This window comes from Nocardiopsis nanhaiensis (genome assembly GCF_054778635.1).
On the sequence record NZ_BAAGZJ010000002.1, the window covers coordinates 174,075 to 197,653 of the forward strand.

A 23,579-nucleotide genomic window follows, 5' to 3' on the forward strand; every position below is an offset into this window, starting at 1 on the left:
CGGCCCCCAGGATTCAACGCCCGCGGCGCGACGCGGAGGGGGTGCGCACACGAAAGGAGCCGGGACACCCGTGCTGGCAGGGTGTCCCGGCTCCCCGAAGAGAATTCTGACCGGCTAGAGCCGGTAGTCCTCCAGGAGTCGGCGGCCGATAATCATGCGCTGGATGTCCGCGGTGCCCTCACCGATGAGCAGCATCGGGGCCTCCCGGTACAGGCGTTCGATCTCGTACTCCTTTGAGTACCCGTAGCCGCCGTGGATACGGAAGGACTCCTCCACGACGTCGCGGCAGTACTCGGCGGCCAGGTACTTGGCCATGCCGGACTCCAGGTCGTTGCGCTCACCGGAGTCCTTCTTCCGGGCAGCGTTGACGACCAGGGCGTGCCCGGCCTCGACCTTGGTGCCCATCTCCGCGATCCGGAACAGCACGGCCTGGTGGTCGGCGATCGCCTTGCCGAAGGTCTCGCGCTGCTGCGCGTAGGAGATGCCGAGTTCGAAGGCCCGGTTGGCCACACCGACGGCCCGCGCCGCCACGTTGACGCGGCCCACCTCGACGCCGTCCATCATCTGGTAGAAGCCCCGGCCCGGAGTACCGCCGAGGATCCGGTCGGCGCCGATCCGGTGCCCGTCGAGGATGAGCTCGGTGGTGTCGACCCCCTTGTAGCCCATCTTGTCGATCTTGCCCGGGACGGTGAGGCCCTGGGCGGTCTCGCCGAAGCCCGGCTCCTTCTCGACCAGGAACGTGGTCATGTTCCGGTAGACGGAGTCGGCGCCCTCGTCGGTCTTGACCAGGAGCGCAACGAGGTTGGCGGATCCGCCGTTGGTGAGCCACATCTTCTGGCCGGTGATCGAGTACCGGCCGCCGTCGAGCCCGGTCGCCTTGGTGGAGATCGCCGACACGTCCGATCCCAGCGCGGGCTCCGACATCGAGAAGGCCCCGCGCAGGTCGCCGGCGGCCATCCGCGGCAGGAGGTCCCTCTTCTGCTCCTCGGTGCCGTGCCGCATCACCATGTAGGCCACGATGAAGTGGGTGTTGATGACCCCGGAGACGCTCATCCAGCCCCGGGAGATCTCCTCCACGACCAGCGCGTAGGTCAGGAGCGACTCACCGAGCCCCCCGTACTCCTCGGGGATCGTCAGACCGAAGATCCCCAGCTCCTTGAGCCCCTCCACGATGTCGGTGGGGTACTCGTCCTTGTGCTCCAGCTCGGTCGCGACCGGCAGGATCTCCCGGTCCACGAACTGCCGGACGACCCGGAGGATCTCCTGCTGCTCCTCGGTCAGTCCTTCAGTGGTGACGAGACGGCCCATCGCGGGCGCTCCTTCGGGTCGGGGGTTGGCGGCGTCGCGGGTTCGCTGTGGTACGTGGTCGCGGACCGGCGGGGTCGTTCAGGGTAGGAGGAGGGTGATGCCCTCGGCCACGCAGGCGGGTTTGTCCCGCCCCTCGATCTCGATCGTGAACCGGGTGCGCAGCCGGTGGGATCCGCCCCGTTCCGCAAGCTCCAGGAAGCGGGCGGCGAGCCGGACACGGCCGCCGACCGGGACCGGTTGGGGAAAGCGTACGGCGTCGACCCCGTAGTTGACCCGGGCGGACCCGACCGCTAGCTCGTAGACCTGGAGGGCGAGCCCGGGGATGAGCGACAGGGTGAGGTAGCCGTGGGCGATGGTGCCCCCGTAGGGTCCGGCCGCCGCGCGCTCGGGGTCGACGTGGATCCACTGGTGGTCGCCGGTGGCCTCGGCGAACCGGTCCACGCGCTCCTGGTCGACGGTCAGCCACGGCCCCGGGGCGAGGTCCGCGCCGATCAGGGCGCGGACCTCGTCGATACCGGTGATCCTGCGCGTCATCGGGGGTCCACCGCCTCGAACACGGCGGCCAGCCCTTGGCCGCCGCCGATGCACATCGTGGCGAGGCCGTACCTTCCGCCGCTCCGGTCGAGCTCGCGGGCGAGCGTGCCGACCATGCGGGTGCCGGTAGCGCCCACCGGGTGTCCCAGGGAGATCCCGGAGCCGTGGACGTTGGTGCGCTCCAGGTCCTTGGGGGTGAACTTCCACTCCCGCATCACGGCGAGCGCCTGGGCGGCGAAGGCCTCGTTGAGCTCGACGACGTCGATGTCGGCCAGGTCCAGCCCGGCCTGATCGAGGGCGCGGGCGGTGGCGGGCACGGGGCCGATGCCCATCACCTTGGGTGCCACACCGGCCGCGGCCCAGGTGCGCAGGCGGACCAGCGGCCGCAGCCCCAGTTGCGCGGCCCTGTCCCCGGTGGTGACCACGCACAGGGCGGCGGCGTCGTTCTGACCGCTGGCGTTACCCGCCGTCACCGTGGCGTCGGGGTCCTGGGCCCCCATGATCGGTTTGAGCCCGGACAGGCTCTCCAGGGTGGTGTCGGCGCGCGGGTGCTCGTCGGTGTCGACCACGGTTTCGCCCTTGCGGCCGCGGACCGTGACCGGCACGATCTCCTCCGCGTAGACGCCCGAGTGCTGGGCGGCCACGGCTCGGGCGTGCGACGCCACGGCGAGTTCGTCCTGTTCAGAGCGGGGGATACCGTACTCCGCGCGCAGGTTCTCAGCGGTCTCGATCATGCCGCCGGGCACGGGGTAGTGCGACCCTCCTGCGGTCTCCCGGGCGCGGACGAGCCCGTCGTGGACACGGATCCCGCCCTTGGCCCCGCCCCAGCGCATGTCGGTCGAGTAGAACACCGCGTTGCTCATGCTCTCCACGCCGCCGGCGACCACGAGGTCCTGGGCTCCGCTGAGCACACCCATGGCGGCGTTGAGTACCGACTGCAGCCCGGATCCGCAGCGGCGGTCGAGGTGTTGGCCGGGCACGGTGACCGGCAGGCCCGCGTCGAGCGCGACGACGCGGCCGATCGCCGGTGCCTCGCTGTTGCCGTTGCAGTGGCCCAGGATGACGTCGTCGACCTCCGCCGGATCGAGGCCGGTGCGCTCCAAGAGTCCCCGGAGTGCCTGAGCGCCGAGATCGACCGCCGTGACGCTCTTGAAGACGCCGCCGTAGCGGCCGATCGGTGTCCGGACGGGTTCGCAGATGACGACATCACGCATGGGGCGCACCTTTCGTGGTGGTGGGTCGGCGGGGTCCTTGCCGGGGCCGGCGGTCGTATCGGTGCCCATCTACATGAACCGTCCGCCGGTGACCTCGGAGACCGTGCCGGTCATGTACGAGGACAGGTCGGAGGCATAGAAGGTACAGACCGCGGCGACCTCGGCGGGTTCGCCGGGACGGCCCATCGGGATTTCGGACATCTTCTGATCCCACGCCTTCTGGGGCATGGCTTCAGTCATCGCCGACCGGATCAGTCCGGGCTGGATCGCGTTGACCCGGACGCCGCGGTGGGCGAGCTCCTTCGCGGACGCCTTGGTCATGCCCACGATTCCGGCCTTGGCGGCGGAGTAGTTGGTCTGGCCGACCATGCCGGCCTTGCCCGACAGGGAGGAGATATTGACGATCGACCCGCTTCCCTGTTCGCGCATGACGGCCGCGGCCAGCCGGGTGCCGTTCCAGCAACCCTTGAGGTGCACCGCGATGACCTGGTCGAACTGCTCCTCGGTCATCTTGCGCATGGTGGCGTCGCGGGTGATGCCCGCGTTGTTGACCATGATGTCCAGGCTGCCGAACCGCTCGACGGCCAGGGCGACCGCGGCCTCGACCTCGTCGGCGCGGGTGACATCGCAGGCGACCCCGCGGGCCGTGTCCGGCCCTCCGAGTTCGGCGGCGGCCTCGGCGGCGCGGTCGGCGTCGACGTCGCCGATGACCACCCGGGCTCCATGGGAGACGAACTCGTGTGCCACGGCGAGGCCGATGCCCTGGGCTCCTCCGGTGACGACCGCGGTGCGGCCCTCCAACAGTGTCATGGTGTCCTTTTTCCTTGGGGTCGCGGTTTCCTCTGGGTGTCGGTCACCGTTCACCGACGGCCTCCTCGTCGAAGCCGAGCTCCCGCAGAACCGCCTCGGTGTGCGCCCCGAGCGCGGGCACCGGGTCCATGCGCATCTCGACGTCGCCGTAGGTCATCGGAGGCAGCACCGCTCGGATGCCTCCGCGTTCGGTGCCGATCGTGCGCCACCGGTCGCGCTCGGAGAGTTGGGGGTGTTCGACCAGGTCGGACATCTGGTTGATCCGGGCCGCGGGGATACCCGCCTCGGCCAGACGCTCGTCCAGGTCCGACGTGCTCCAGAGGCTGGTCCGGTCGGCCACGAACGCGTCGCACTCCGCCCGGTTGCGCACGCGCAGCAGGTTGGTCCGGAAGCGCGGGTCGTCCGCGTACTCGGGTTGACCGAGCACGTCCGCGACCAGGGCGCGCCACCCCCGGTCGTTCTGGACCCCGATGAGGATGTCGCCGTCCTTGGTGGGGTAGGCGTCGTACGGGGCGATGGAGGCGTGGCTCAGGCCCATGCGGGGGATCTGCCGCTCCGCGTAGAGCTGCATGTACATGGCGTGGCCCATCCACTCCACAGCCGAGTCGAACATGGAGACCTCGACCGTGGCCCCCTCCCCGGTGCGCTCGCGGCGGTAGAGCGCCGACAGAACGGACATCCCGGCGTAGAGTCCGGCGGCGATGTCGGCGTTGGGCACCCCGGTCTTGGTGGGGGTCTCCGGCGTCCCGGTCACCGACACCATCCCGGACTCGGCCTGGATGAGCATGTCGTAGGCCTTCCGTGCGGCCTTGGGGCCGGAGGTGCCGTAACCGGACAGGTTCACCACGACCAGCTCGGGGTGGCCCTCGCGCAGGTCCTGCGCACCGAGGCCCAGTCGCTCGGTCGCGCCCGGCGCGAGGTTCTGCACGAACACGTCGGCTCTGGCGATGAGTGCGCGGGCGACGGCCCGTCCCTGCTCGGACTTGAGGTCGACGCAGACCGATTCCTTGGAACGGTTCAACCACACGAAGTGCGAGGCGAGTCCGTTGACGGCTTCGTCGTAGGAGCGGGCGAAATCGCCCTCTCCCGGGCGTTCCAACTTGATCACCCGGGCGCCGAGGTCGGCGAGGTGACGGGTCGCGATCGGGCCGGCCACGGCCTGTTCGAGCGACACCACCACGACGCCTTCCAGGGGCAGGGTCCCGGGCTCCGCTTGGCCGGTCACTGGCGCTTCGCACCTTCCTGGCGGACCAGGCCGCCCCCGATGATGAGTCGCTGGATCTCGCTCGTGCCCTCGTACAGGCGCAGCAGGCGTACCTCGCGGTAGATGCGTTCGACCGGGACCTCCCGCATGTAGCCGCTTCCGCCGTGCACCTGGACCGCCAAGTCGGAGACGTTGCCGACCATCTCGGTGCAGAAGAGCTTGGCGACGGAGGGTGCGATGCGCCGGTCCTCGCCGCTGACGTACTTGGCGGCGGCGTCGCGGACGAGCGCCCTCCCGGCCGCGACACCCGTGTACTGGTCGGCGAGCATCGCCTGCACCAGTTGGTGCTCCCCGATGGGGACACCGCCCTGGGTGTTGGCCGCGGCGTAGGACACGGACTCGTCGAGCGCGCGCTGGGCGGCACCGACCGAGAGGGCGGCGATGTGCACGCGGCCCCTGGCGAGCGAGGTCATGGCGGCCTTGTAGCCGACCTTCTCCTCACCGCCGACCAGGGCGTCCGCACCGACCCGTACGGAGTCGAAGGTGACGTCCGCGGTCCAGGCGCCTTCTTGGCCCATCTTTGCGTCCTTCGGCCCCACGGTCACGCCGGGCGCGTCGGCCGGGACCAGGAAGACGGCGATACCGTTGCCGTGGGGGCCGGGCTCACCGGTGCGGGCGAACACGACGAACAGGCCGGCCATCGGAGCGTTGGTGATGAACTGCTTACGGCCGTCGATGACCCACTCTGATCCCTCTTGGACGGCCTTGGTACGCAGGCCGGCGGGGTTGGAACCCGCCCCGGGCTCGGTGAGGGCGAAGGCGGCGATCACCTCGCCGGAGGCGATGCCCGCCAACCAGCGCTCGCGCTGGGCGTCGGTTCCGAAGTTGACGAGGACCTGCCCGGCGATGCCGTTGTTGGTGCCGAACAGGGACCGCAGGGCGAGGGAGGTGTAGCCGAACTCCATCGCAAGCTCGACGTCCTGGACGAGGTCCAGCCCGAGGCCGCCCCAGCGCTGGGGGATCGCGTATCCGAACAGGCCCATGTCCGCGGCTGACCGGTGGATGTCCTCGGGGATGGCGTCGGTCGCGAGAATCTCGTTCTCCCGCGGGACGACCTTGGTACGCACGAAGTCGCGCACCTGCGCGTGGATGTCGGCGAAGTCTTCGGAGGTGACCTCTGTCTCGGAACTCATGCTCCCGATGATGACCGCTCCGCTCATACGTGTCCAATACCTAATAAATCCTGATTAATACCTCAAATTCAACAATCATGGGTCCACGAAATCCGCTCGGCGGCGCTCCAGGAACGCGGCCCGTCCCTCAGCGGACTCCGGCCCGGCGAGCAGCTCGATCTGCGCCTCGGCCTCCGCCGCCAACAGGGCCTCCAGGCTCTGGTCCGGCTGGGACAGGATGCGCCGGGTCGCGGCCACCATCGGCGCGGACCAACGGGCCAGGCGTGCGGCCACCGCGACGGCGCGCTCCAGTGCCGCGCCGTCGTCGACCACCTCGTCGGCCAAGCCGATCCGTTCGGCCTCCTCAGCAGGCACAGTGCGGGCGTTCATCAGCAGCTGGCGGGCCCGAGCAGCGCCCACGCGCTTGGGCAGGCTGTAGAAGAGGCCGGTGTCGGCGACCAGTCCGATCCGGGCGAAGGAGGCAGCGAAGTCCGCCCCGCGCCCGGCCACCACGGTGTCGCAGGCACACGACAGAGACAGGCCCAAACCGTAGGCGCCCCCCTCCACCGCCGCCACGACCGGCGTACCGGCGGTGAGCATCTGGCGCGCGATCCGGTTGACCGTGTCGAGCCGGATCCGGGCGACCTCCGGGTCCGGCGACATCGAGGCGATGTCGCCGCCGGCGCTGAAGACCGGGCCCGCACCGGTGAGCACCAGGGCACGCGCACCGGCGTCGGAGTCGGCTTCCTCGAGGGCGGCCAGCAACGCACCGCGGTCGGCCAGATCGAGGGCGTTGCGCCGTTCGGGCCGGTTGAGCGTGAGGATCCGTACGTGGCCGCGGTCCTCGGTCAGGACGGCGGCCTCCGGGACTGGGGGCTTGGGAGCGGTGTGGGTCATACCGCCCAGCTTCCCGAGCCGCATTGCTGCGCGTCCAATACCCGACCCATGGCCCATTGATACTCCTGTGGCATAGGTTCTGCCCATGAACCTGCACCACCTGGAAGCTTTCCTCGCCGTGGCCGAGGAACTGCACTTCGGCCGCGCCGCAGAACGGCTCCACATGGCCCAGCCTCCACTGACCCGCACCATCAAGCAGCTCGAACGCGACCTGGGCGCGCAGCTGTTCGTGCGCACCACCCGTTCGGTACAGCTGACCACGGCGGGCAGGGCGCTCATCGAGCCAGCCAACGACGTCATGGAGGGGTGCCGGGTGGCGCGCAGCGCGGTCCGCTCCGCCGGGGAGGGGCAGACGGGCCTGGTACGGCTCGGGTTCGCGGGCCCGTCCTCGCACCTGCTCGTCGGCGACCTGAGCCGGCTGGTGCGCCAGCGGCGGCCAGGGATCGAACTGCGGCTGCGGAGCACGACCTACGCCAACGAAGCGCTCAGGTCGGTGATCGACGGGACCATGGACCTGGCCATCGTCCGGTGGCGGGTGGAACCTCCGGGGATCGCACACCGGGTCGTGGTCGAGGAGCGCTACGTCCTCGCGGTCCCAGAAGGGCACCGGTTGGCCGACCGCGAGGTCGTGAGCATCGCCGAGTGCCGGGACGAGCCCTTCGTGGCACTGCCGGCCGACCCCGGGTCGAGCCTGCGGGACGCCTTCATCCGCACGGCCTATGAAGCGGGTTTCTCGCCGAACATCGTCCAGGTCGCCTCGGACTCGTGGACCGTGATGGCTCTGGTGGGCGCCGGGGTGGGGCTGACCTTCACCACTGACAACGTGGTAGACAACGTCCCCCAGGACCGCATCCGCCGCGTCCGGATCGAGGAACCCCTCGAACCCTCCCTCGCCCGCCTGGCGTGGCGCCGCCACGAGGTGAGCCCCGCCCTGCGCGAGGTGCTCCTGGCCTCCGAGGAAGCCCTGCCCACCCCGGCGCATCTGGTCGGCGCGAACCAGCCCTGACCTCGGCCACCGGCCCGCGGCGCGGGCACAGCGTCGGCGCCCCCCACTCGCGCCCCCATGCCCAGATTTTTTGCGATGGAGCAAGCCAGAGCCAAAGATTGATGCGATCCAGGTATCGGCCACCCCATGACAAAGTATTGGAAATGTGCATGACCTCACAGGCACAGTGATCCAAGACACAGGGGTTCGCCCTAGTCGATGCCTGGGAGGATCCATCATGAGAAAGCCCGCCGCCCGCCCCCGGCGGAGCGCCGCGGCCATCGCCCTCTCAGCCGCGATCGCGGCCACCGGCTGCGCGACCACCTCCGAGCTGGACGAGGACGGCCAGCTCCGGCAGATGGTCTGGAGTACCTACGGCACCGGCACCTCGACCTATGCCGACGTCGCAGCGGTGGCCGACGCCATCACCACCCACGAGGACACCCCTGTCCGAATCATCACCTCCGACACGGGCATCGGGCGGCTCGCGCCCCTACGCGAGGGCCCGGCCCACTTCTCACGGACCGGTGACGAGTACATCTTCTCCTTCGAGGGGGACGAGGACTTCACCACCGAGCTGTGGGGGCCACAGGACGTCCGTGTCGTCTGGGCCCCCGTCGCACCCCACGGCCTCCTCGTACCGGACAGCTCCGATATCGAGTCCTTCGAGGACCTGCGCGGCTCCGACTTCCCCTACATCACCGCCAACCCGTCGGTGAACAACAAGCTCGAGGCCTACCTGGCCTACGGCGGACTGACCTGGGATGATGTCAACCCCGTCGAGGTCGGCTACGGAGAACAGCCCGGCGCGCTGCAGTCCGGCATGCTCGACGTCCTCTTCCAGCAGGTCTACGGCTCGTCCCTCTACGAGCTCGAGTCCGCATTCTCCGTCCGCTGGCTCAGCATGGACGACACCTCACCGGAGAGCGTCGAGCAGGTCACGTCCATATCCCCGTCGGTCGAGATCGGCGAGTTCGGCGGCGCACCCGGCCAAGAGGAGGGCGAGACCGACAACGGCATGCTCTATTCCGTTCCGGTCGTCACCTACGCCGACACGGACCCGGAGATCGTCCACCAGGCGATCAGCAGCATCGTCGACAACTTCGACCACTACGAGAACTCCACGGCCACGGTCCCGTACTGGTCCGAGGACGAGGTCCTCACCGCCCCCAAACAGGTGCCCTTCCACGAGGGCCTGGTCCACTTCCTCGAGGAGGAGGGCGCGTGGTCAGAAGACGCCGAGCGCCTCAACGAGGAACTCGTCGAACGCGGCGAGACGCTGCGCGAACGCTGGCCCGAGGTGGCCGACGACGACAACCGGCGCGAGTCCTGGCCCGAGGTGAAGGCCGACGTATCCGTCCCCGAACCCGTCTCGGACGGGGAACCGCAGGGCGGCACAGAGGCCGAGGACACCACCAACGAGGAAGAAGGCTCATGAGCGACCTCGGGCGCCCCGCGAGCGCACCACCCGCCGCCAAGTTCCCTGACAACCCAGAGTCCCCCGGCCCAGCTGGCTCCACCGGCAGCGCATCCACCGAGGATGCGGCCGCCCCTCCGGCAACCACGCGGTGCAACGGCCCCTGGCGCGGCGTCGTCATCCTGCTCACCGCGGTCGGCATCGCCCTGACCCTCAGCCAGGTCTTCTACTGGAACCCGTTCGGGCGCACGCTGCTCATCAACGAGTTCCTCTACTTCGTCCTGGCGGCGTTCCTCCCGATCGTCTTCATCGCCTTCCCCGTGAGTAAGAGGCACGGCCGCACAGGCGTGCCCGCCTACGACGCCGCCCTCGCCGCGGCGGTCCTGGGCATCAACGTGTACTTCGGACTCCACGGCGAGCGCATCCTCACCGAAGGATGGGACTACGTCGCCCCCAGCCTGGCCGTACTGCTGAGCTACGCGCAGTGGGTGCTCGTACTCGAGGCGCTGCGGCGCACCGCGGGGATCATCGTCACGGGCATCGCCACCGCCTTCTCCCTCTACCCGCTGATCGCGGGCGGGATCCCGATCGGGATCCTCGAGGGCATCCAGTACGACTTCGTCGGACTCGCGCAGATGCACGCCATGGGTGTGGAGTCCGTCCTCGGCCTGCCCCTGCAGACCGCGGCGAGCATCCTCATCGGGTTCCTGCTCTTCGGTGTGGTCCTCCAGCACACCGGCGGCGCCGCGTTCTTCCACGACTTCGCCCAGTCGATCTTCGGCACCACCCGAGGCGGGTCGGCCAAGGTGTCCGTGGCCAGCTCGGCCACTCTCGGCATGATGAGCGGCAGCGCCGTGTCCAACGTGCTGACCAGCGGCCCCATGACCATCCCGGCGATGCGGCGAGCCGGGCTCTCCGGAAAGTACGCGGCCAGCGTCGAGGCGACCGCCTCATCGGGCGGCTCGCTCACCCCGCCGATCATGGGGACCGCGGCATTCCTCATGGTCTCCTTCGTCGGTGTCCCCTACGGTGAGATCGCCTTGGCTGCGGCCATCCCCGCTCTGCTGCTCTACCTCGGCATCTACGTCCAAGTGGACGCCTACGCCGCGAAGAAGCGTCTGCGGGGTCTTCCCCGCGTCCAGCTACCCCGCCTGGTGCCCGTCCTGCTGCGCGGCTGGCCCTTCGTGGTCGCCCTCGCCGCGTTGCTGGCCCTCCTGGTGTACTACCACCGCGAGGCGCAGGCCCCGTTCATCGTCGTGGCCGGACTGCTGCTGTATGCCGTGCTGCGCCGCCGCGACCGGCTCGGAGGACGGCAGGTCGCCAACCTCTTCTACAGCGCTGGCCGGACGCTGGCCGAGATCGTCGGGATCATCGCGGGCGTCGGACTCATCATCGGAGGCCTGTCGATAACGGGGGTGTCGCTGTCCCTGGCCCGGGAGATGGTCCACGCACTGGGCGGCTCCGTTGCGCTCGTCCTCGTCGCCGGGGCGATCACCTCCTTCGTGCTGGGTATGGGCATGACCGTCTCGGCGGTGTACGTACTGCTGGCCATCGTGCTGGCCCCGGCGCTGGTCGCCTTGGGCATCGACCCGATCGCTGCCCACCTGTTCGTCATCTACTGGGCCACGGTCTCCTACATCACACCTCCGGTGGGCCTGGCCGCTTTCGCGGCGGCAGGAATCGCCGGGACGAAACCCTTGGCCACAAGCCTGACCGCAATGCGCCTGGGCACGGTGATGTACGTCATCCCGTTCTGCTTCGCCCTCAACCCCGCCCTCGTGGGACGCGCCGCCCCCGGCGAGGTCGCACTGGCCATCCTGTTCGCGGTGATCGGGGTGGTCGTCATCTGCTGTGCCTTCGAGGGCTATCTGATCGGAGTGGAGCGCCCGATGGGGCCCCTCACCCGAGGGGTCGCGTTCGTGGCGGGCTTCGCGGCCCTGGCTCCCGAACAGGCCAGCAGCCTGCTGGGAACGGCAGTCGTCGCCGTGCTCGCCGTGGTGGTCCGGCTGACCGTCGGACCGGCCGCCGCCGAGGCGCCGACCGAGCGGGAGCGCGAACCCGGGTCAGCGGCGAGCCGGGGCGAGTGAACGCCCCGGGGAAAGCCGCACCGGGCGGCTCGATCGAGCCCAGACGGACGGCCTATGTCGTACTGTTGGCCAGCTCGACCCTGGGCACGCTGACCAGCACGATCATCAGCGCGCCGATCAACGTGATCGCCTCCGCCCTGGGCGCGTCGCCGAGCGGCATCGTCTTCGCCGTCAGCGCCTTCACCCTGGCGATGGTGCTGTTCTCACCGGTGGCCGGTTGGGCGTGCGAGCGGTTGGGGCCCCGGCTCGTCCTCACGTCCTCCCTCGCCCTGATGGTGGCGGCCCAGATCGGTGCCGCGTTCAGCCAGGAGCTGTGGTTCCTGGTCCTCATGCGCGCGCTGCAGGGGGTCGCCTGTTCGGCTACGCCGCCGGCGGTACAGCAGACGCTCGCCTACTTCTGGCCTCGGCAGCGGGCACGGATGATGGCCGCATGGGCTTCGGCGATCGGTGTCGGCCAGGCCTTGGGACTGCCGTTGGGCGGCCTGATCGCCGACCTGCTCGGGTGGCGGGCGGTCTTCGGGACCCACGCGCTGATCAGCCTGGCCGTCATGGTGCTCATCGCGCGCTTGGTGCCCGCCGCCCCCTCCGGGCGCCCGCCGATGCACGCCACAGGAATGATCACGCTGATCATCGGTGTGGGCTCGCTGGTGGGCGCGTTCACCTGGGCGGGACAGCAGGGCGGCCTCGCCGTGGGGCTGGGGCTCGTCGGCTTCGGGGTGGTCGCGCTGTGCGTGCACGCCCTGCTCGCCCACTACAGCCCGGCGGCCCTGGTCGACCTCCGCCTGCTGGTCGAGCGCCGGTACCTGCGCAGCACCGCCGCCGCGGGCACGGTGATGACGTGTCTGGGGGTCGTGGTCGTCGCGACCCCGCTCCACCTGGGCCGCGACTTCGGGATGGGCCCGGAGGTGATCGCACTGATCACGCTCTCCCTGGCAGTGTCGATGACGTTGTTCGCACCCGTGTCGTCCTGGATCGGTACGCGCCTCACCCCACGGGCGGTACTCCAGGGAGGGCTCGCGGCGCTCGGCTTGGGGCTGCTGGCCCTTGGTGCGGTGGGCACGGCCGACTACCGGGTCGCGGTGGTGGCGGTGACGGTGGTGGCCCTGGTGGTCGTGGGCTCGGCCATCGGCGCGGTCCAGAGCAGCGCCGCGCTCGGCGTCATGCGTTCGACCGCCGCCACGCACGGTACGGCCCTGGGCATCCACAACATGGTCCGCTTCTCCGGCCTGGCCTGCGGATACGCCTGGGTGGCGATCAGTTTTCCCATGGGGAACCTGTTCGCCGTATACGCGGGGCCGGTGGTGCTCGTGCTGGTCTCGTTCGGACTGTTGATGGGACCGCCCGCGGCACCGCCGGCCGAGCACTCGAACGCCGACGAGCCGACGTAGGGTGTGCCGCCCGAACACGCCCTAACCCCCCGCGTCCCGGGCGACGAGCTGCGCGGCGATCACGTTGCGCTGGATCTCGTTGGTTCCCTCACCCAGGATCATCAGCGGCGCGTCCCGGAAGTACCGTTCGACCTCGTACTCACGCGAGTAGCCGTAACCGCCGTGCACCCGCATGGCGTCCAGCGCCACCTCCATCGCGGTCTCGGAGGCGAACAGTTTGGCCATCCCCGCCTCCATGTCCGTGCGCTCGCCCCCGTCCAGGAGCTCGGCGGCGTCGACGGTCATGAGCCTGGCCGCGCGCACCTTCGTGGCCATGTCGGCCAGCAGGTTGCCGACCGACTGGTGCTTCCAGATCGGTTTCCCGAACGACTCCCGGTCCTGGGCGTAGGAGACGGCGTCGGCCAGGGCCGCTTGGGCCACACCGACCGCCCGTGCAGCCACCTGGATACGGCCGACCTCCAGGCCCCGCATCATGTGGCCCCAGCCCCGGTTCGGCTCCCCGCCCAGAACCGCGCCGGCCGGAACCCGCATCCGGTCGAAGGTCACCTCGCAGGCCTCGACACCGCGGTAGCCGAGCTTGGGGATCTTGCCGGAGACGGTCATCCCCTCACCCGGCTCGACCAGCAGGACGCTCATGCCCCGGTGGGCGGGCTCGGCTTCGGGGTCGGTGACGCACAGCAGGCCGATCAGCCCCGCGTGCTGGGCGTTGGAGATCCAGGTCTTGGACCCGTCGACGACGTAGGCGTCGCCGTCGGCCAGCGCTTGGGTGCGCATGGCCTGCAGGTCGCTGCCCCCTGCGGGTTCCGTGAGGGCCATGGTGGCGCGGACGGAGCCGTCGGCCATGCCGGGGAGGTAGCGCTCGCGCTGCTCGGGGGTACCGAACTCGCGGATGAGGTAGCTGATCACCGAGTGGCCTCCCATGGCACCGGCCAGGCTCATCCAGCCCCGGGCCAGCTCTTCGGTGATCCGCGCGAAGCACGCGGCGCCGACCTCGACCCCGCCGTGCTCCTCGGGCACCAGGAGCCCGAAGATCCCGAGCTTCTTCATCTCCTCGATGAACTCCTCGGGATAGGTGTCGGTCGGCTCGAAGTCCCTGACCCGGTGCCGTACCCGTTGGTCGACGAACGTGGCGACCACGTCCACCATGTCCTGTTCGTCCGGTGAGAGTCCGCTCATGATCCGTTCCCGTCCTTCGTACGATGTTCGTTCGGCCGACATGCCAAGCAGCCCGTGTGGCGCCTGGGCCGTGGCGTGGTGTGTTCGGGGGCGCAGAGCGCTCAGGTGCCGGGGTCGGCGCCGCGCAGGACCCCGCGCTCCACCAGGCCCTTCAGGTCGTCCTCGGCGAGCCCGAGCGCTCCGCCGAGAACGGCCCCGGTGTGCTCACCGACCCGGGGTGCCGGGCCGGGGCGGGCGTTCTCGCCGTCGACGGCGACCGGCCCTCCGGGGGCGTAGTGGGCGCCGACGCCCGGCTGTTCTGCCAGGTGGAACAGGGGGTGTTCGCGCAGGGTTTCGGCGCCGTTCGCCGCGATCCGGGCGAAGCTGCGGTAGGTCGACCACAGGACCCTGGTCGCGCCGAGGGCCTCGCGGATCCGGTCGGACTGGTGACGGGCGAACCACCCGGCGATGAGCCCGGCGAGCTCCTCCCGGTGCGTGTAGCGCGCCCCCTCGTCGGAGAGGTCGGTGCCGAGGCTGTGCTCCAGCGCGCCGAACACCTCCCGGAGGCCGGTCGCCTCCACCAGGTCGGACCAGTGCCGCGGGGTCAGGGCGACCACCATGAACCGCTCGCCGTCAGCGCTCTGGAAGTCGCGTCCGAAGGACCCGTAGACATGGTTGCCGTCCGGGGTACGGGCGGAATCGGGGCGCAGCTGTGCCTCGGCGAGGTGCCCGAGTGTGCCGGCGGTGGCCAGGGCGACGTCCTCGAGAGCGACCCGGATCCTGCGGCCCCGACTGGTTCTGGAGCGGTGGCGCTCGGCGGCGAGCAGTCCGCTGGCCAAGTACAGGCCCGCGGCCAGGTCCCAGGTGGGAACGGTGCTGTTCACCGGACCCTCGTGATTGTCGGGACCGGACGCCAGGGGGAACCCGGAGCTCGCCTGGACCGTGTAGTCGACGGCCGTGCCGCCGTCGCGCCTGCCCACCAGTTGGACGTGGATGAGGTCGGGGCGTAGTCGGCTCAGGGCTTCGTAGCCCAGGTCAGTGTGGCGCTCGGAGTTGCTGACGACGATTCCCCCGTCCTCGCCGCCACCGGCGACGAGTTCGGCCACCAGGCGGCGGCCCTCAGGCTGGGACAGGTCGACCTCGACCGCCTTCTTGCCGCGGTTCAGCCCCGTCCAGTAGAGGCTGGTCCCCTGTTCGCTCAGCGGCCACCGACCGCGGTCCGGGGCACCCCCGAGCGGTTCGACCCGGATCACCTCGGCCCCGAGCTGCGCGAGCGCCAGGCCGCACAGCGGCGTCGCCACGAAGCTGGACAGTTCCACGATCCTCAAGCCAGCCAGCGGTTGGTCGTGTCCGTGTTCGACCACCACGCCTCCTTCACGCTCTCGTTGGGGCGCGCGTTCCACGCCACAGAAAATATAATGCATTATCCATGGAGAGGGTAGATTCAGGAGGTACCTGCAGAGCGGCACCCGACAGGAGCAACCCGATGGCCCGACCCCAGCTCAGCGACGAAGTGGCGGCTCACGTGCGCGAGCTCGTCCTCACGGGGCAACTGCGCGCCGGTGAGTTCGTGCGGGTCGAGCGGATCGCCGAGGAGCTCGGCATGAGCGTGACACCGGTCCGCGAGGGGCTCGTCGCCCTACGGGGCGAAGGGCTGCTCACCCTCGAGCCCCGGCGGGGCTTCACGGTCGCCCCGCTCTCCGAACAGGACCTCTTGGACCTGTTCTGGGTCCAGGCACAGATCGCGGGTGAACTGGCGGCGCGCGCGACCCCGCTGCTCACCGACGAGCAGATCGACCAGCTCGACGCCCTCCAAGCCGAGCTGGTCGACGCACTCGGCCGCGACGACCTGACCGCGGTCGAGCGCCTCAACCACGAGTTCCACCGCACCATCAACCGGGCCGCGGCCACCACGAAGCTGACCTGGTTCCTCAGAACCGCCACGCGGTACGTGCCGCTGCGCTACTACCACCGGGTGGGCGGGTGGCCCGACGCGACACAGCACGACCACTTCGCCGTGCTGAACGCGCTTCGGGCCCGCGACCCCGAAGCCGCGCGGAGCGCCATGAGCGACCACGTCAACCACGCCGGCCGCCTGCTGGCCGCGCACGCAGACCTGCCCGCACCGGAGGCCTCCCCCTCCCCCTGACCACCCGGGATCGCGCGAAGGGCTCAGAAAGTGCGCTGGTCCCGGCGCAGGGGGTGGTCGTCGGGGATCTGGACGAGCACGATCCGCACCCCGTCGGGGTCGGTGATCCAGGCCTCGACCAGCCCCCAGAACTCCTGCTTCGGCTCTCGCAGGCCGGTGGCCCCGGACGCTGTCACGCGGGCGTACTCGGCCTCGACGTCGCGCACCTGCACCCATAGCGAGAGCGGGGGCACCCCGGACGGCTCGGATGTCCCGGAGACCTCCAGCAGCCCGTTGCCCAGGAAGAAGACCGTTCCCGGAGCCTCGGGGCCGCCGAACTCGCGGTGCACGGCGAGTCCCAGCACGTCGCGGTAGAAGTCCCGGCTGCGGAGGAGGTCGATGGGCCGCAAGAGGACGCGGCTGCTCAGAATGTCCATGCCCCGCATACTCCCAGCCGCTCCCCCTCAGCCCGAAGTGTGCGCCGCTTCCCGGCGCCCAGTTCCAGGTCGCCGCCACGGCAAAGGATTGGTATCTGTCCGGCAAGTGGGTGTGGCGCTTGCCCTGTCCGGGCAGCGGTGCACCTGAGGAAGGGAGGCCGTACATGAACGGGAGACATCCACCGGCCCAGGAGCAACCGCATCCGGGCCGGACCGAGCCGATGGACCCGCAGCCGCGCGACGAGATGCGCGGCTACGAGGGCCGGGGGCTGCTCGAGGGCAAACGGGCCCTGATCACCGGCGGCGACTCCGGGATCGGCCGGGCCGTCGCCGTGGCCTTCGCCAAGGAAGGTGCCGACGTCGTCTTCGGCTACCTGAGCGAGGACGCCGAAGCCCAGCACACGGTCGGCCTGGTGCAGAAGGAGGGACGCCGCGCCGTAGGCGTCCGGGGCGACGTTGCCGACGAGTCGCACTGCGCCCACCTCGTGGGGCGCGCCGTCGAGGAACTGGGCGGGATCGACGTCCTCGTGGAGCACGCGGCCACGCAGAGCCCGGTGGAGGATTTCACCGACCTGACAACCGAGCAGCTGCGGCGCACCTTCGACGTCAACGTGATGGGGGTCTTCTGGACGGTACGCGAGGCCCTGCCGCACATCCCCGACGGTGGCTCGATCATCATCACCGGGTCGATCAACGGCCTGCGCGGCAACAACTCGCTGATCGACTACGCGTCGAGCAAGTCCGCCGTCATGAACCTGTCACTGTCGCTGTCCAAGGTCCTGATGGACCGGGGTGTGCGGGTGAACTGCGTGGCGCCCGGGCCGGTGTGGACACCGCTCATCCCGTCCACGCTCGGGTCCGAGCGCACCGAGGGCTTCGGGAAGCAGGCGCCGATGGGGCGGGCCGCGGATCCCGACGAGATCGCGCCGTCCTACGTCTTCTTCGCCAGCGACCGGCTCTCGTCCTTCTACACGGGAGAGACGCTGACACCGACCGGCGGGGAGATCCAGGGGAGTTGAGCCCGACGGAAGCCGAGCATCGGGGGTGGGGCCGACGCCCCACCCCTTTCCTGCGCCCACTGGCCCGCGCGTCTACCGGCTGTGCGGCAGAAACTCTTGGATCTTGGTGGCCAGCCCCCTGGCCACCACTCCCTTGCGGTCGGGATCGCCCCCGAGCATGGACCTGAGCATGTCGGCGATCTGATCCCATTCCGCCTCCGGCGGGATCGGCGGCACGTCCCCGTCGCAGTGCACGTCGAGCACGACCGGCCGGTCAGCGGCCAGTGCACGGTCCCATGCCGGGCCGACGTCCTCCGGCCGGTCCACGCGGATCCCCACCAGGCCCACCGACTCGGCGAACTCCGCGTAGGACATGTCGGGAAGGTCCTGGGAGTAGGGGGTCTTCGGGGACCCCGCCATCGCCCGCAGCTCCCAGGTGACCTGGTTGAGGTCGTTGTTGTGCAGTACGCACACGACCAGCGTCGGGTTCTCCCACAGGTCCCGGTAGCGCCGGGCCGTCAGCAGCTCCGTCAACCCGTTCATCTGCATCGCACCGTCGCCCACCAGGGCAACGGCGGGGCGGTCCGGGGCGGCGAGCTTGGCGCCGATCGCGTAGGGCACGGCGCACCCCATGGTGGCGAGTGTTCCCGAGAGCGAACCGCGGTTGTGCGCGCCCATCCGCAGGAAGCGCGCATACCAGTTGGTGGCCGAACCGGAGTCTGCAGTGACCACGGCGTCTCCGGGCAGGCGCGGCGAGAGTTCGTGCACCACGAGCATCGGATTGACCGGGTCGGCGCTGACCCCGGCCTGGGCGTCCAGGACGCTCCACCAGCGTTGGACGTTGTCCTCGACCGTCCGCCTCCAGCGGTCCCGGCCCTTCTTCAGCTTCGGGTCCGGTTCGAGGCGGTCCAGCAGCCCTCGCACGGTGCCCTCGGCGTCGCCCACCAGGTTCACTTCGGTCGGGTAGCGCATGCCGATGAACCGCGGGTCGATGTCGATCTCCACCGCCCGCCTGCCGAAGGGCGGCAGGAACTGGGTGTAGGGCAGGTTGGACCCCACGATCAGCAGGGTGTCGCAGTCACGCATCAGCTCCCAGGAAGGGCGGGTGCCCAGCAGCCCGATAGCACCGGTGACCTGCGGCAGGTCATCGGACAGGACGTCCTTGCCCAAGAGTGCCTTGGCGATACCCGCGCCGGTCGCGTCGGCGAGCCGGAGCACCTCGTCCGCGGCTCCCCTCGCACCCTGGCCGACCAGGACGGCGATCCGCTCACCGGCGTTGAGTACGTCGGCGGCCCGGTCCAACTCGGAGTCGGGCGGCAGCACCGAACCACCGGCGGCCGCCCGGTCGGGCGCGCTGGACGGCACGTGCTTGAAGGCGTGTTCCGGCGGTGAGTAGTCGAGTTCCTGAACGTCCGCCGGAATGATCACGGTGGTCGGTGCCCGCTCCGCGAGAGCCGTGCGTATCGCCCGGTCCAGGACGTTGGGCAGCTGTTCGGGGACGTTGACGGTCTCGAGGAAAGCGCTGGAGACGTCCTTGAACAGGCTGTGCAGGTCGATCTCCTGCTGGTATGCGCCGCCCATGGCGCTGCGGCTGGCCTGGCCGATCACCGACACGACCGGTACGTGGTCGAGCTTGGCGTCATAGAGGCCGTTGAGAAGGTGGATCGCCCCGGGGCCGCCTGTAGCCATACACACGCCGAAGCGGCCGCCGAACTTGGCGTAGCCGACCGCTTCGAAGGCCGACATCTCCTCGTGGCGGCTCTGGATGAACCGCGGGCCGTCCTCCACTCGCGCCATCTCCGCCACGAGCCCGTTGACGCTGTCCCCCGGGTATCCGAATACCTCGGTGACACCCCACTGCGACAGCCGCCGCAGCAGATGGTTGGCGACGTTCTGCACCATGTCCCGTCCTCCTCGACCGGCCCGGCACCAGTGCCGGTCCGGGTGTAGCGCGGTTCACGCGGATCCGCCGGACCCCGCGGTGCGGCGGTCGCTCTCCTTCTGGAGGGCGTCCACCAGTTCGTCCTTGGTCATCCGGGACCTGCCGGGCAGACCGAGCTGCCTGGCCCGCTTGTAGAGGTGGCCCTTGGTGGCGTTGGCGTCGACCCCTCCGGCCGTCGGCAGGTCTCCGCCCGCACGCCGGCCGGCCCTGGGGTTCTCGGCCTGCGCGTCCGACGGGCCCTTGGCCTGCTTCGGCTCCCAGCGGTCGCCGACCTTTTCGAACGTGCGCTTGAGGGCAGCGAAGGCGACCCTGTGCGCACGCTCGCCCTCCCCGTACTGCCGGACCGCGTTGTCGTGCGCCTCGATCCAGGTGCGCTGCGCCTTCTCCGGCGACCGGCGCAGGGTGTCCGGAAGTTCGTCTACTCCTGGCACCTCTCTCACCCCCCGATGTTTGGGTCCCTGCTGGCGGCACTGCCCGCACCCCGGTCAAGGAAAACCCTCGCCAAAGGTGGAGTCGGCTCGGCATAAGCGTGTCGGCTCGTCTCCACTCCCGATCCGTCGCACGGTGGTTAACCGCGCCCTGATCTTCCGGAGCGGCGCGGGACACGTCGACGGCCCGCTCCAGTCGCGGGCCCGGGGGGTCTGCCATGGGTGTGTGGAACTGGTTGGCTTCGTGGCCGGTCCTGCGGCAAGTGACCGGTACTGACAGAATGGGCCTCGGCGCAGCGGCCAAGTCCGAGCGCAGCGAGACACTGCGTCCGCGCACGGCGGAGGCCGACCGCGTGGTGAAGTCGGTCTGCCCTTACTGCGCCGTGGGGTGCGGACAGAACGTCTACGTCCGCGGCGAGCAGGTCATCCAGATCGAGGGGGACCCCGACTCCCCCGTCAGCCGCGGCAGGCTCTGCCCCAAGGGCTCCGCCAGCCTCCAGCTCACCACCGGCTCGGCTCGGCGCGACAGGGTCCTCTACCGGCCGCCTTACGGCCGCGACTGGGAGGAACTCGACCTGGACACCGCCATGCGCATGGTCGCGGAGCGGGTGATCCGGACCAGGGAGGAGACCTGGGAGCAGGAGCACGACGGTCAGCGCGTGGCCCGCACACTCGGTATCGCGAGCCTGGGCGGCGCGACCTTGGACAACGAGGAGAACTACCTGATCAAGAAGCTCCTCACCGCCCTCGGCGTCATCCAGGTCGAGAACCAGGCTCGGGTGTGCCACAGCTCCACCGTCGCAGGGCTGGGGACGTCCTTCGGGCGGGGCGGGGCCACCATGTTCCTCCAGGACCTGCAGAACTCCGACTGCATCGTGATCGAGGGCTCCAACTTCGCCGAGGCCCACCCCGTGGGCTTCCAGTGGGTGATGGAGGCCAAGGCGCGCGGGGCGGTCGTCATCCACGTCGATCCCCGCTTCAGCCGCACCAGCGCGCTGGCCGACCTGCACGTTCCCATCCGAGCGGGCACCGATATCGCTTTCCTCGGGGCCGTCATCAACCACGTCCTGACCGAGGAGAAGTACTTCCGCGACTACGTCGTGGAGTACACCAACGCCGCGACGATCGTCGGGGAGGACTTCCAGGACACCGAGGACCTGGACGGGGTGTTCTCCGGGTTCTCCGAGACGGACCGCGCCTACGACGTCTCCTCCTGGAGCTATGAGGGAGCCGAGGTGGCCGCGGCCGCCGGGGACCGCAACCAGCTGCACCGCACGCGCAAGGAGGGTGACCCGGGCACCAGCCACGCGGGGCGCCCGGAGCAGCAGGGCGCGGGCGGAGCGGTGATCCGCGACGCGGGCCGCGAGGACCGGACGCTCACCGACCCGCGCTGCGTGTTCCAGGTCCTCAAGAGGCACTACTCGCGCTATACCCCGGAGATGGTGGAGGAGATCTGCGGCATCCCCCAGGACGTCTTCCGCCGTGTCTGCGACCACCTGACCGAGAACTCGGGGCCCGACCGTACAAGCGCGTTCTGCTACGCGGTCGGGTGGACCCAGCACACCGTGGGTTCCCAGTACATCCGGACCGCTTCGATCCTCCAACTGCTGCTGGGCAACATCGGCCGCCCCGGCGGCGGCATCCAGGCACTGCGCGGCCACGCCAGCATCCAGGGGTCCAGCGACGTCCCCACCCTGTTCGACCTGCTGCCCGGCTATCTGCCCATGCCGCACGCGCACGAGGAACAGGACCTGGACGGCTACGTCATGGCGGCCGGGTACCCGCACAAGGGGTTCTGGTCGCAGATGCGGTCCTACACGGTCAGCCTGCTCAAGGCATGGTGGGGCGAGCACGCCACCGCGGACAACGACTTCTGCTTCGGGTACGTCCCCAGGCTCACCGGATCGCACAGCACCTACGACACGGTCATGGAGCAGATCGCGGGGGTCTGCAAGGGCTACTTCCTCATGGGGGAGAACCCCGCGGTCGGTTCGGCCAACAGCCGGGCCCAGCGCTTCGGCATGGCCAACCTGGACTGGCTGGTGGTCCGCGACTTCTCGCTCATCGAAAGCGCCACCTGGTGGCAGGACGGGCCCGAGATCGAGTCCGGCGAGATGCGCACCGAGGACATCGCCACCGAGGTGTTCTTCTTCCCCGCCGCGGCGCACACGGAGAAGTCCGGCACCTTCACCAACACCAACAGGACGCTGCAGTGGCACGACCGCGCGGTCCTCCCGAGCGGTGACCGGCGCAGCGACCTGTGGTTCATGTACCACCTGGGGCGTCTCATCCGCCAAGAGCTCGCCGACTCCGAGGACCCCAAGGACCGCCCGATCCTCGACCTCACTTGGGACTACCCCTTGGAGGAGGGCGAGGAGCCCGACGCCGAAGCGGTCCTTCGGGAGATCAACGGGCACGACGCCGAGGGCCGCGCGCTGGACCGCTACACCCAGCTCCGCGAGGACGGCTCGACCTCGTGCGGATGCTGGATCTACTGCGGCGTCTTCAAGGACGGCGTCAACCAGGCGGCGCGCAAGAAGCCCGGCGGGGAGCAGGACTGGATCGCCGCCGAGTGGGCGTGGTCCTGGCCCGACAACCGGCGCATCCTCTACAACCGTGCCTCGGCCGACGCGCACGGCCGGCCGTGGAGCCAGCGCAAGGCCCTGGTGTGGTGGGACGAGGAGCGGGGCCGGTGGATCGGACACGACGTCGCCGACTTCGAACCCGACAAGGCGCCCGGCTACCGGCCTTCCAAAGACGCCGCGGGGGTGGAGGCGCTGAGCGGGGTGGACGCCTTCATCATGCAGGCCGACGGCAAGGGGTGGCTGTTCGCTCCGGCAGGACTGAACGACGGCCCCATGCCCACCCACTACGAGCCGCAGGACACCCCGTTCACCAACCCGCTGTACGGGCACGAGCGCAACCCGACCCGGCTACTCTTCCCGCACGAGCTCAACCGCTACCACCCCGCCGCTGGAAGCTCTGGAGCAGACGTCTACCCCTTCGTGCTGACGACCTACCGGCTCACCGAGCACTTCACCGCGGGAGGCATGAGCCGTTGGACCCCCTACCTGGCAGAGCTGCAGCCCGAGTTCTTCTGCGAGGTCAGCCCCGAGCTGGCCGCGGAGCAGGGTCTGGAGCACGGCGGCTGGGCCACCGTCGTCACCGCGCGCAACGCCATCGAGGCACGGGTACTGGTCACCGACCGGATGGCCCCGCTGCGGGTGCAGGGCCGTCCGGTCCACCAGATCGGCATGCCCTACCACTGGGGTCCCAACGGCTACACGACCGGCGACGCGGCCAACGAGCTGATGTCCATCTCCCTGGATCCCAACGTACACATCCAGGAGGTCAAGGCGCTCACCGCCGACATCAGACCCGGCCGGCGGCCGAGGGGCCGCGACCGGGTCGAGCTGGTCGAGGAGTACCGGCACAGGGCCGGGATCACGGAACAGTCCGGAACGGAGGCGTGACC

General features: G+C 69.9%; 19 protein-coding genes. 7 read left to right on the forward strand and 12 right to left on the reverse strand.

Going from position 1 to position 23,579, the window contains the following annotated elements:
* Window positions 1–114: 114 nt before the first annotated feature.
* The 7 genes from ACYVD1_RS01680 to ACYVD1_RS01710 form a co-directional block, all read right to left on the reverse strand.
* Window positions 115–1,308: an acyl-CoA dehydrogenase family protein gene (locus tag ACYVD1_RS01680; RefSeq protein ID WP_460766625.1), complete on the reverse strand. Its 1,194-nt coding sequence runs from the start codon at window positions 1,306–1,308 to the stop codon at window positions 115–117.
* A gap of 78 nt (window positions 1,309–1,386) precedes the next feature.
* Window positions 1,387–1,842 (reverse strand): MaoC family dehydratase, encoded by a 456-nt coding sequence (locus tag ACYVD1_RS01685; protein ID WP_460766632.1) that lies wholly within the window; start codon window positions 1,840–1,842, stop codon window positions 1,387–1,389.
* Window positions 1,839–3,056, reverse strand: coding sequence for an acetyl-CoA C-acetyltransferase (locus ACYVD1_RS01690; protein ID WP_460766637.1), 1,218 nt, complete (start codon window positions 3,054–3,056; stop codon window positions 1,839–1,841). Before ACYVD1_RS01690 ends, ACYVD1_RS01685 begins: the two co-directional genes overlap by 4 nt.
* Before the next feature lie 69 nt (window positions 3,057–3,125).
* A complete protein-coding gene (fabG, locus tag ACYVD1_RS01695; RefSeq protein WP_460766642.1) occupies window positions 3,126–3,866 on the reverse strand; it encodes a 3-oxoacyl-ACP reductase FabG in 741 nt (246 codons plus the stop codon).
* 43 nt (window positions 3,867–3,909) lie between these two features.
* Complete coding sequence (locus ACYVD1_RS01700; protein WP_460766645.1) at window positions 3,910–5,091, reverse strand: CaiB/BaiF CoA transferase family protein; 1,182 nt, start codon at window positions 5,089–5,091, stop codon at window positions 3,910–3,912.
* Window positions 5,088–6,263, reverse strand: coding sequence for an acyl-CoA dehydrogenase family protein (locus ACYVD1_RS01705; RefSeq protein ID WP_460766650.1), 1,176 nt, complete (start codon window positions 6,261–6,263; stop codon window positions 5,088–5,090). Before ACYVD1_RS01705 ends, ACYVD1_RS01700 begins: the two co-directional genes overlap by 4 nt.
* A 75-nt stretch (window positions 6,264–6,338) precedes the next feature.
* Window positions 6,339–7,139, reverse strand: coding sequence for an enoyl-CoA hydratase/isomerase family protein (locus ACYVD1_RS01710; RefSeq protein WP_460766653.1), 801 nt, complete (start codon window positions 7,137–7,139; stop codon window positions 6,339–6,341).
* 85 nt (window positions 7,140–7,224) lie between these two features.
* Between ACYVD1_RS01710 and ACYVD1_RS01715 the strand changes: the two genes are divergently transcribed.
* The 4 genes from ACYVD1_RS01715 (at window position 7,225) to ACYVD1_RS01730 (ending at window position 13,016) form a co-directional block, all read left to right on the forward strand.
* Complete coding sequence (locus ACYVD1_RS01715) at window positions 7,225–8,145, forward strand: LysR family transcriptional regulator (protein WP_460766656.1); 921 nt, start codon at window positions 7,225–7,227, stop codon at window positions 8,143–8,145.
* Between the two features lie 217 nt (window positions 8,146–8,362).
* Window positions 8,363–9,562, forward strand: a complete 1,200-nt coding sequence (locus ACYVD1_RS01720; RefSeq protein WP_460766661.1) for a TAXI family TRAP transporter solute-binding subunit — start codon at window positions 8,363–8,365, stop codon at window positions 9,560–9,562.
* Window positions 9,559–11,628, forward strand: coding sequence for a TRAP transporter permease (locus ACYVD1_RS01725; RefSeq protein WP_460766664.1), 2,070 nt, complete (start codon window positions 9,559–9,561; stop codon window positions 11,626–11,628). The genes ACYVD1_RS01720 and ACYVD1_RS01725 overlap by 4 nt, the downstream gene beginning before the upstream one ends.
* Before the next feature lie 65 nt (window positions 11,629–11,693).
* Window positions 11,694–13,016, forward strand: a complete 1,323-nt coding sequence (locus ACYVD1_RS01730; RefSeq protein ID WP_460766668.1) for an MFS transporter — start codon at window positions 11,694–11,696, stop codon at window positions 13,014–13,016.
* 21 nt (window positions 13,017–13,037) lie between these two features.
* On the opposite strand, the gene ACYVD1_RS01735 is transcribed toward ACYVD1_RS01730, so the two are convergent.
* Complete coding sequence (locus ACYVD1_RS01735) at window positions 13,038–14,192, reverse strand: acyl-CoA dehydrogenase family protein (protein WP_460766671.1); 1,155 nt, start codon at window positions 14,190–14,192, stop codon at window positions 13,038–13,040.
* Window positions 14,193–14,293: 101 nt separating this feature from the next.
* Window positions 14,294–15,535 (reverse strand): CoA transferase, encoded by a 1,242-nt coding sequence (locus tag ACYVD1_RS01740; protein WP_460766674.1) that lies wholly within the window; start codon window positions 15,533–15,535, stop codon window positions 14,294–14,296.
* 122 nt (window positions 15,536–15,657) lie between these two features.
* Between ACYVD1_RS01740 and ACYVD1_RS01745 the strand changes: the two genes are divergently transcribed.
* Window positions 15,658–16,320, forward strand: a complete 663-nt coding sequence (locus ACYVD1_RS01745) for a GntR family transcriptional regulator (RefSeq protein WP_460766677.1) — start codon at window positions 15,658–15,660, stop codon at window positions 16,318–16,320.
* A 23-nt stretch (window positions 16,321–16,343) separates the two neighbouring features.
* Here the strand turns inward: ACYVD1_RS01745 and ACYVD1_RS01750 are convergent, their stop codons facing one another.
* Window positions 16,344–16,736, reverse strand: a complete 393-nt coding sequence (locus ACYVD1_RS01750; protein ID WP_460766680.1) for a VOC family protein — start codon at window positions 16,734–16,736, stop codon at window positions 16,344–16,346.
* Window positions 16,737–16,900: 164 nt separating this feature from the next.
* On the opposite strand from ACYVD1_RS01750, the gene ACYVD1_RS01755 reads away from it, so the two are divergent.
* A complete protein-coding gene (locus ACYVD1_RS01755) occupies window positions 16,901–17,755 on the forward strand; it encodes an SDR family oxidoreductase (protein ID WP_460766685.1) in 855 nt (284 codons plus the stop codon).
* Between the two features lie 72 nt (window positions 17,756–17,827).
* Here the strand turns inward: ACYVD1_RS01755 and ACYVD1_RS01760 are convergent, their stop codons facing one another.
* Entirely contained in the window at window positions 17,828–19,636 is a 1,809-nt protein-coding gene (locus ACYVD1_RS01760; RefSeq protein ID WP_460766690.1) for a thiamine pyrophosphate-requiring protein, read from the reverse strand.
* Between the two features lie 54 nt (window positions 19,637–19,690).
* A complete protein-coding gene (locus ACYVD1_RS01765; RefSeq protein WP_460766694.1) occupies window positions 19,691–20,107 on the reverse strand; it encodes a ChaB family protein in 417 nt (138 codons plus the stop codon).
* A 215-nt stretch (window positions 20,108–20,322) separates the two neighbouring features.
* Here ACYVD1_RS01765 and fdh point away from each other — a divergent pair, with 215 nt between their 5' ends.
* On the forward strand, window positions 20,323–23,577 hold the full coding sequence (gene fdh, locus ACYVD1_RS01770; RefSeq protein ID WP_460766697.1) for a formate dehydrogenase: 3,255 nt from the start codon (window positions 20,323–20,325) through the stop codon (window positions 23,575–23,577).
* Window positions 23,578–23,579 lie beyond the last annotated feature (2 nt).

What these genes read in the sequence shown, in the direction of transcription:
- ACYVD1_RS01680 (WP_460766625.1), bottom strand. Translation starts at nt 1,308, where the DNA reads ATGGGCCGTCTCGTCACCACTGAAGGACTGACCGAGGAGCAGCAGGAG.
- ACYVD1_RS01685 (WP_460766632.1), bottom strand. Translation starts at nt 1,842, where the DNA reads ATGACGCGCAGGATCACCGGTATCGACGAGGTCCGCGCCCTGATCGGC.
- ACYVD1_RS01690 (WP_460766637.1), bottom strand. Translation starts at nt 3,056, where the DNA reads ATGCGTGATGTCGTCATCTGCGAACCCGTCCGGACACCGATCGGCCGC.
- fabG (WP_460766642.1), bottom strand. Translation starts at nt 3,866, where the DNA reads ATGACACTGTTGGAGGGCCGCACCGCGGTCGTCACCGGAGGAGCCCAG.
- ACYVD1_RS01705 (WP_460766650.1), bottom strand. Translation starts at nt 6,263, where the DNA reads ATGAGTTCCGAGACAGAGGTCACCTCCGAAGACTTCGCCGACATCCAC.
- ACYVD1_RS01710 (WP_460766653.1), bottom strand. Translation starts at nt 7,139, where the DNA reads ATGACCCACACCGCTCCCAAGCCCCCAGTCCCGGAGGCCGCCGTCCTG.
- ACYVD1_RS01715 (WP_460766656.1), top strand. Translation starts at nt 7,225, where the DNA reads ATGAACCTGCACCACCTGGAAGCTTTCCTCGCCGTGGCCGAGGAACTG.
- ACYVD1_RS01720 (WP_460766661.1), top strand. Translation starts at nt 8,363, where the DNA reads ATGAGAAAGCCCGCCGCCCGCCCCCGGCGGAGCGCCGCGGCCATCGCC.
- ACYVD1_RS01725 (WP_460766664.1), top strand. Translation starts at nt 9,559, where the DNA reads ATGAGCGACCTCGGGCGCCCCGCGAGCGCACCACCCGCCGCCAAGTTC.
- ACYVD1_RS01735 (WP_460766671.1), bottom strand. Translation starts at nt 14,192, where the DNA reads ATGAGCGGACTCTCACCGGACGAACAGGACATGGTGGACGTGGTCGCC.
- ACYVD1_RS01745 (WP_460766677.1), top strand. Translation starts at nt 15,658, where the DNA reads ATGGCCCGACCCCAGCTCAGCGACGAAGTGGCGGCTCACGTGCGCGAG.
- ACYVD1_RS01750 (WP_460766680.1), bottom strand. Translation starts at nt 16,736, where the DNA reads ATGGACATTCTGAGCAGCCGCGTCCTCTTGCGGCCCATCGACCTCCTC.
- ACYVD1_RS01755 (WP_460766685.1), top strand. Translation starts at nt 16,901, where the DNA reads ATGAACGGGAGACATCCACCGGCCCAGGAGCAACCGCATCCGGGCCGG.
- ACYVD1_RS01760 (WP_460766690.1), bottom strand. Translation starts at nt 19,636, where the DNA reads ATGGTGCAGAACGTCGCCAACCATCTGCTGCGGCGGCTGTCGCAGTGG.
- fdh (WP_460766697.1), top strand. Translation starts at nt 20,323, where the DNA reads ATGGGTGTGTGGAACTGGTTGGCTTCGTGGCCGGTCCTGCGGCAAGTG.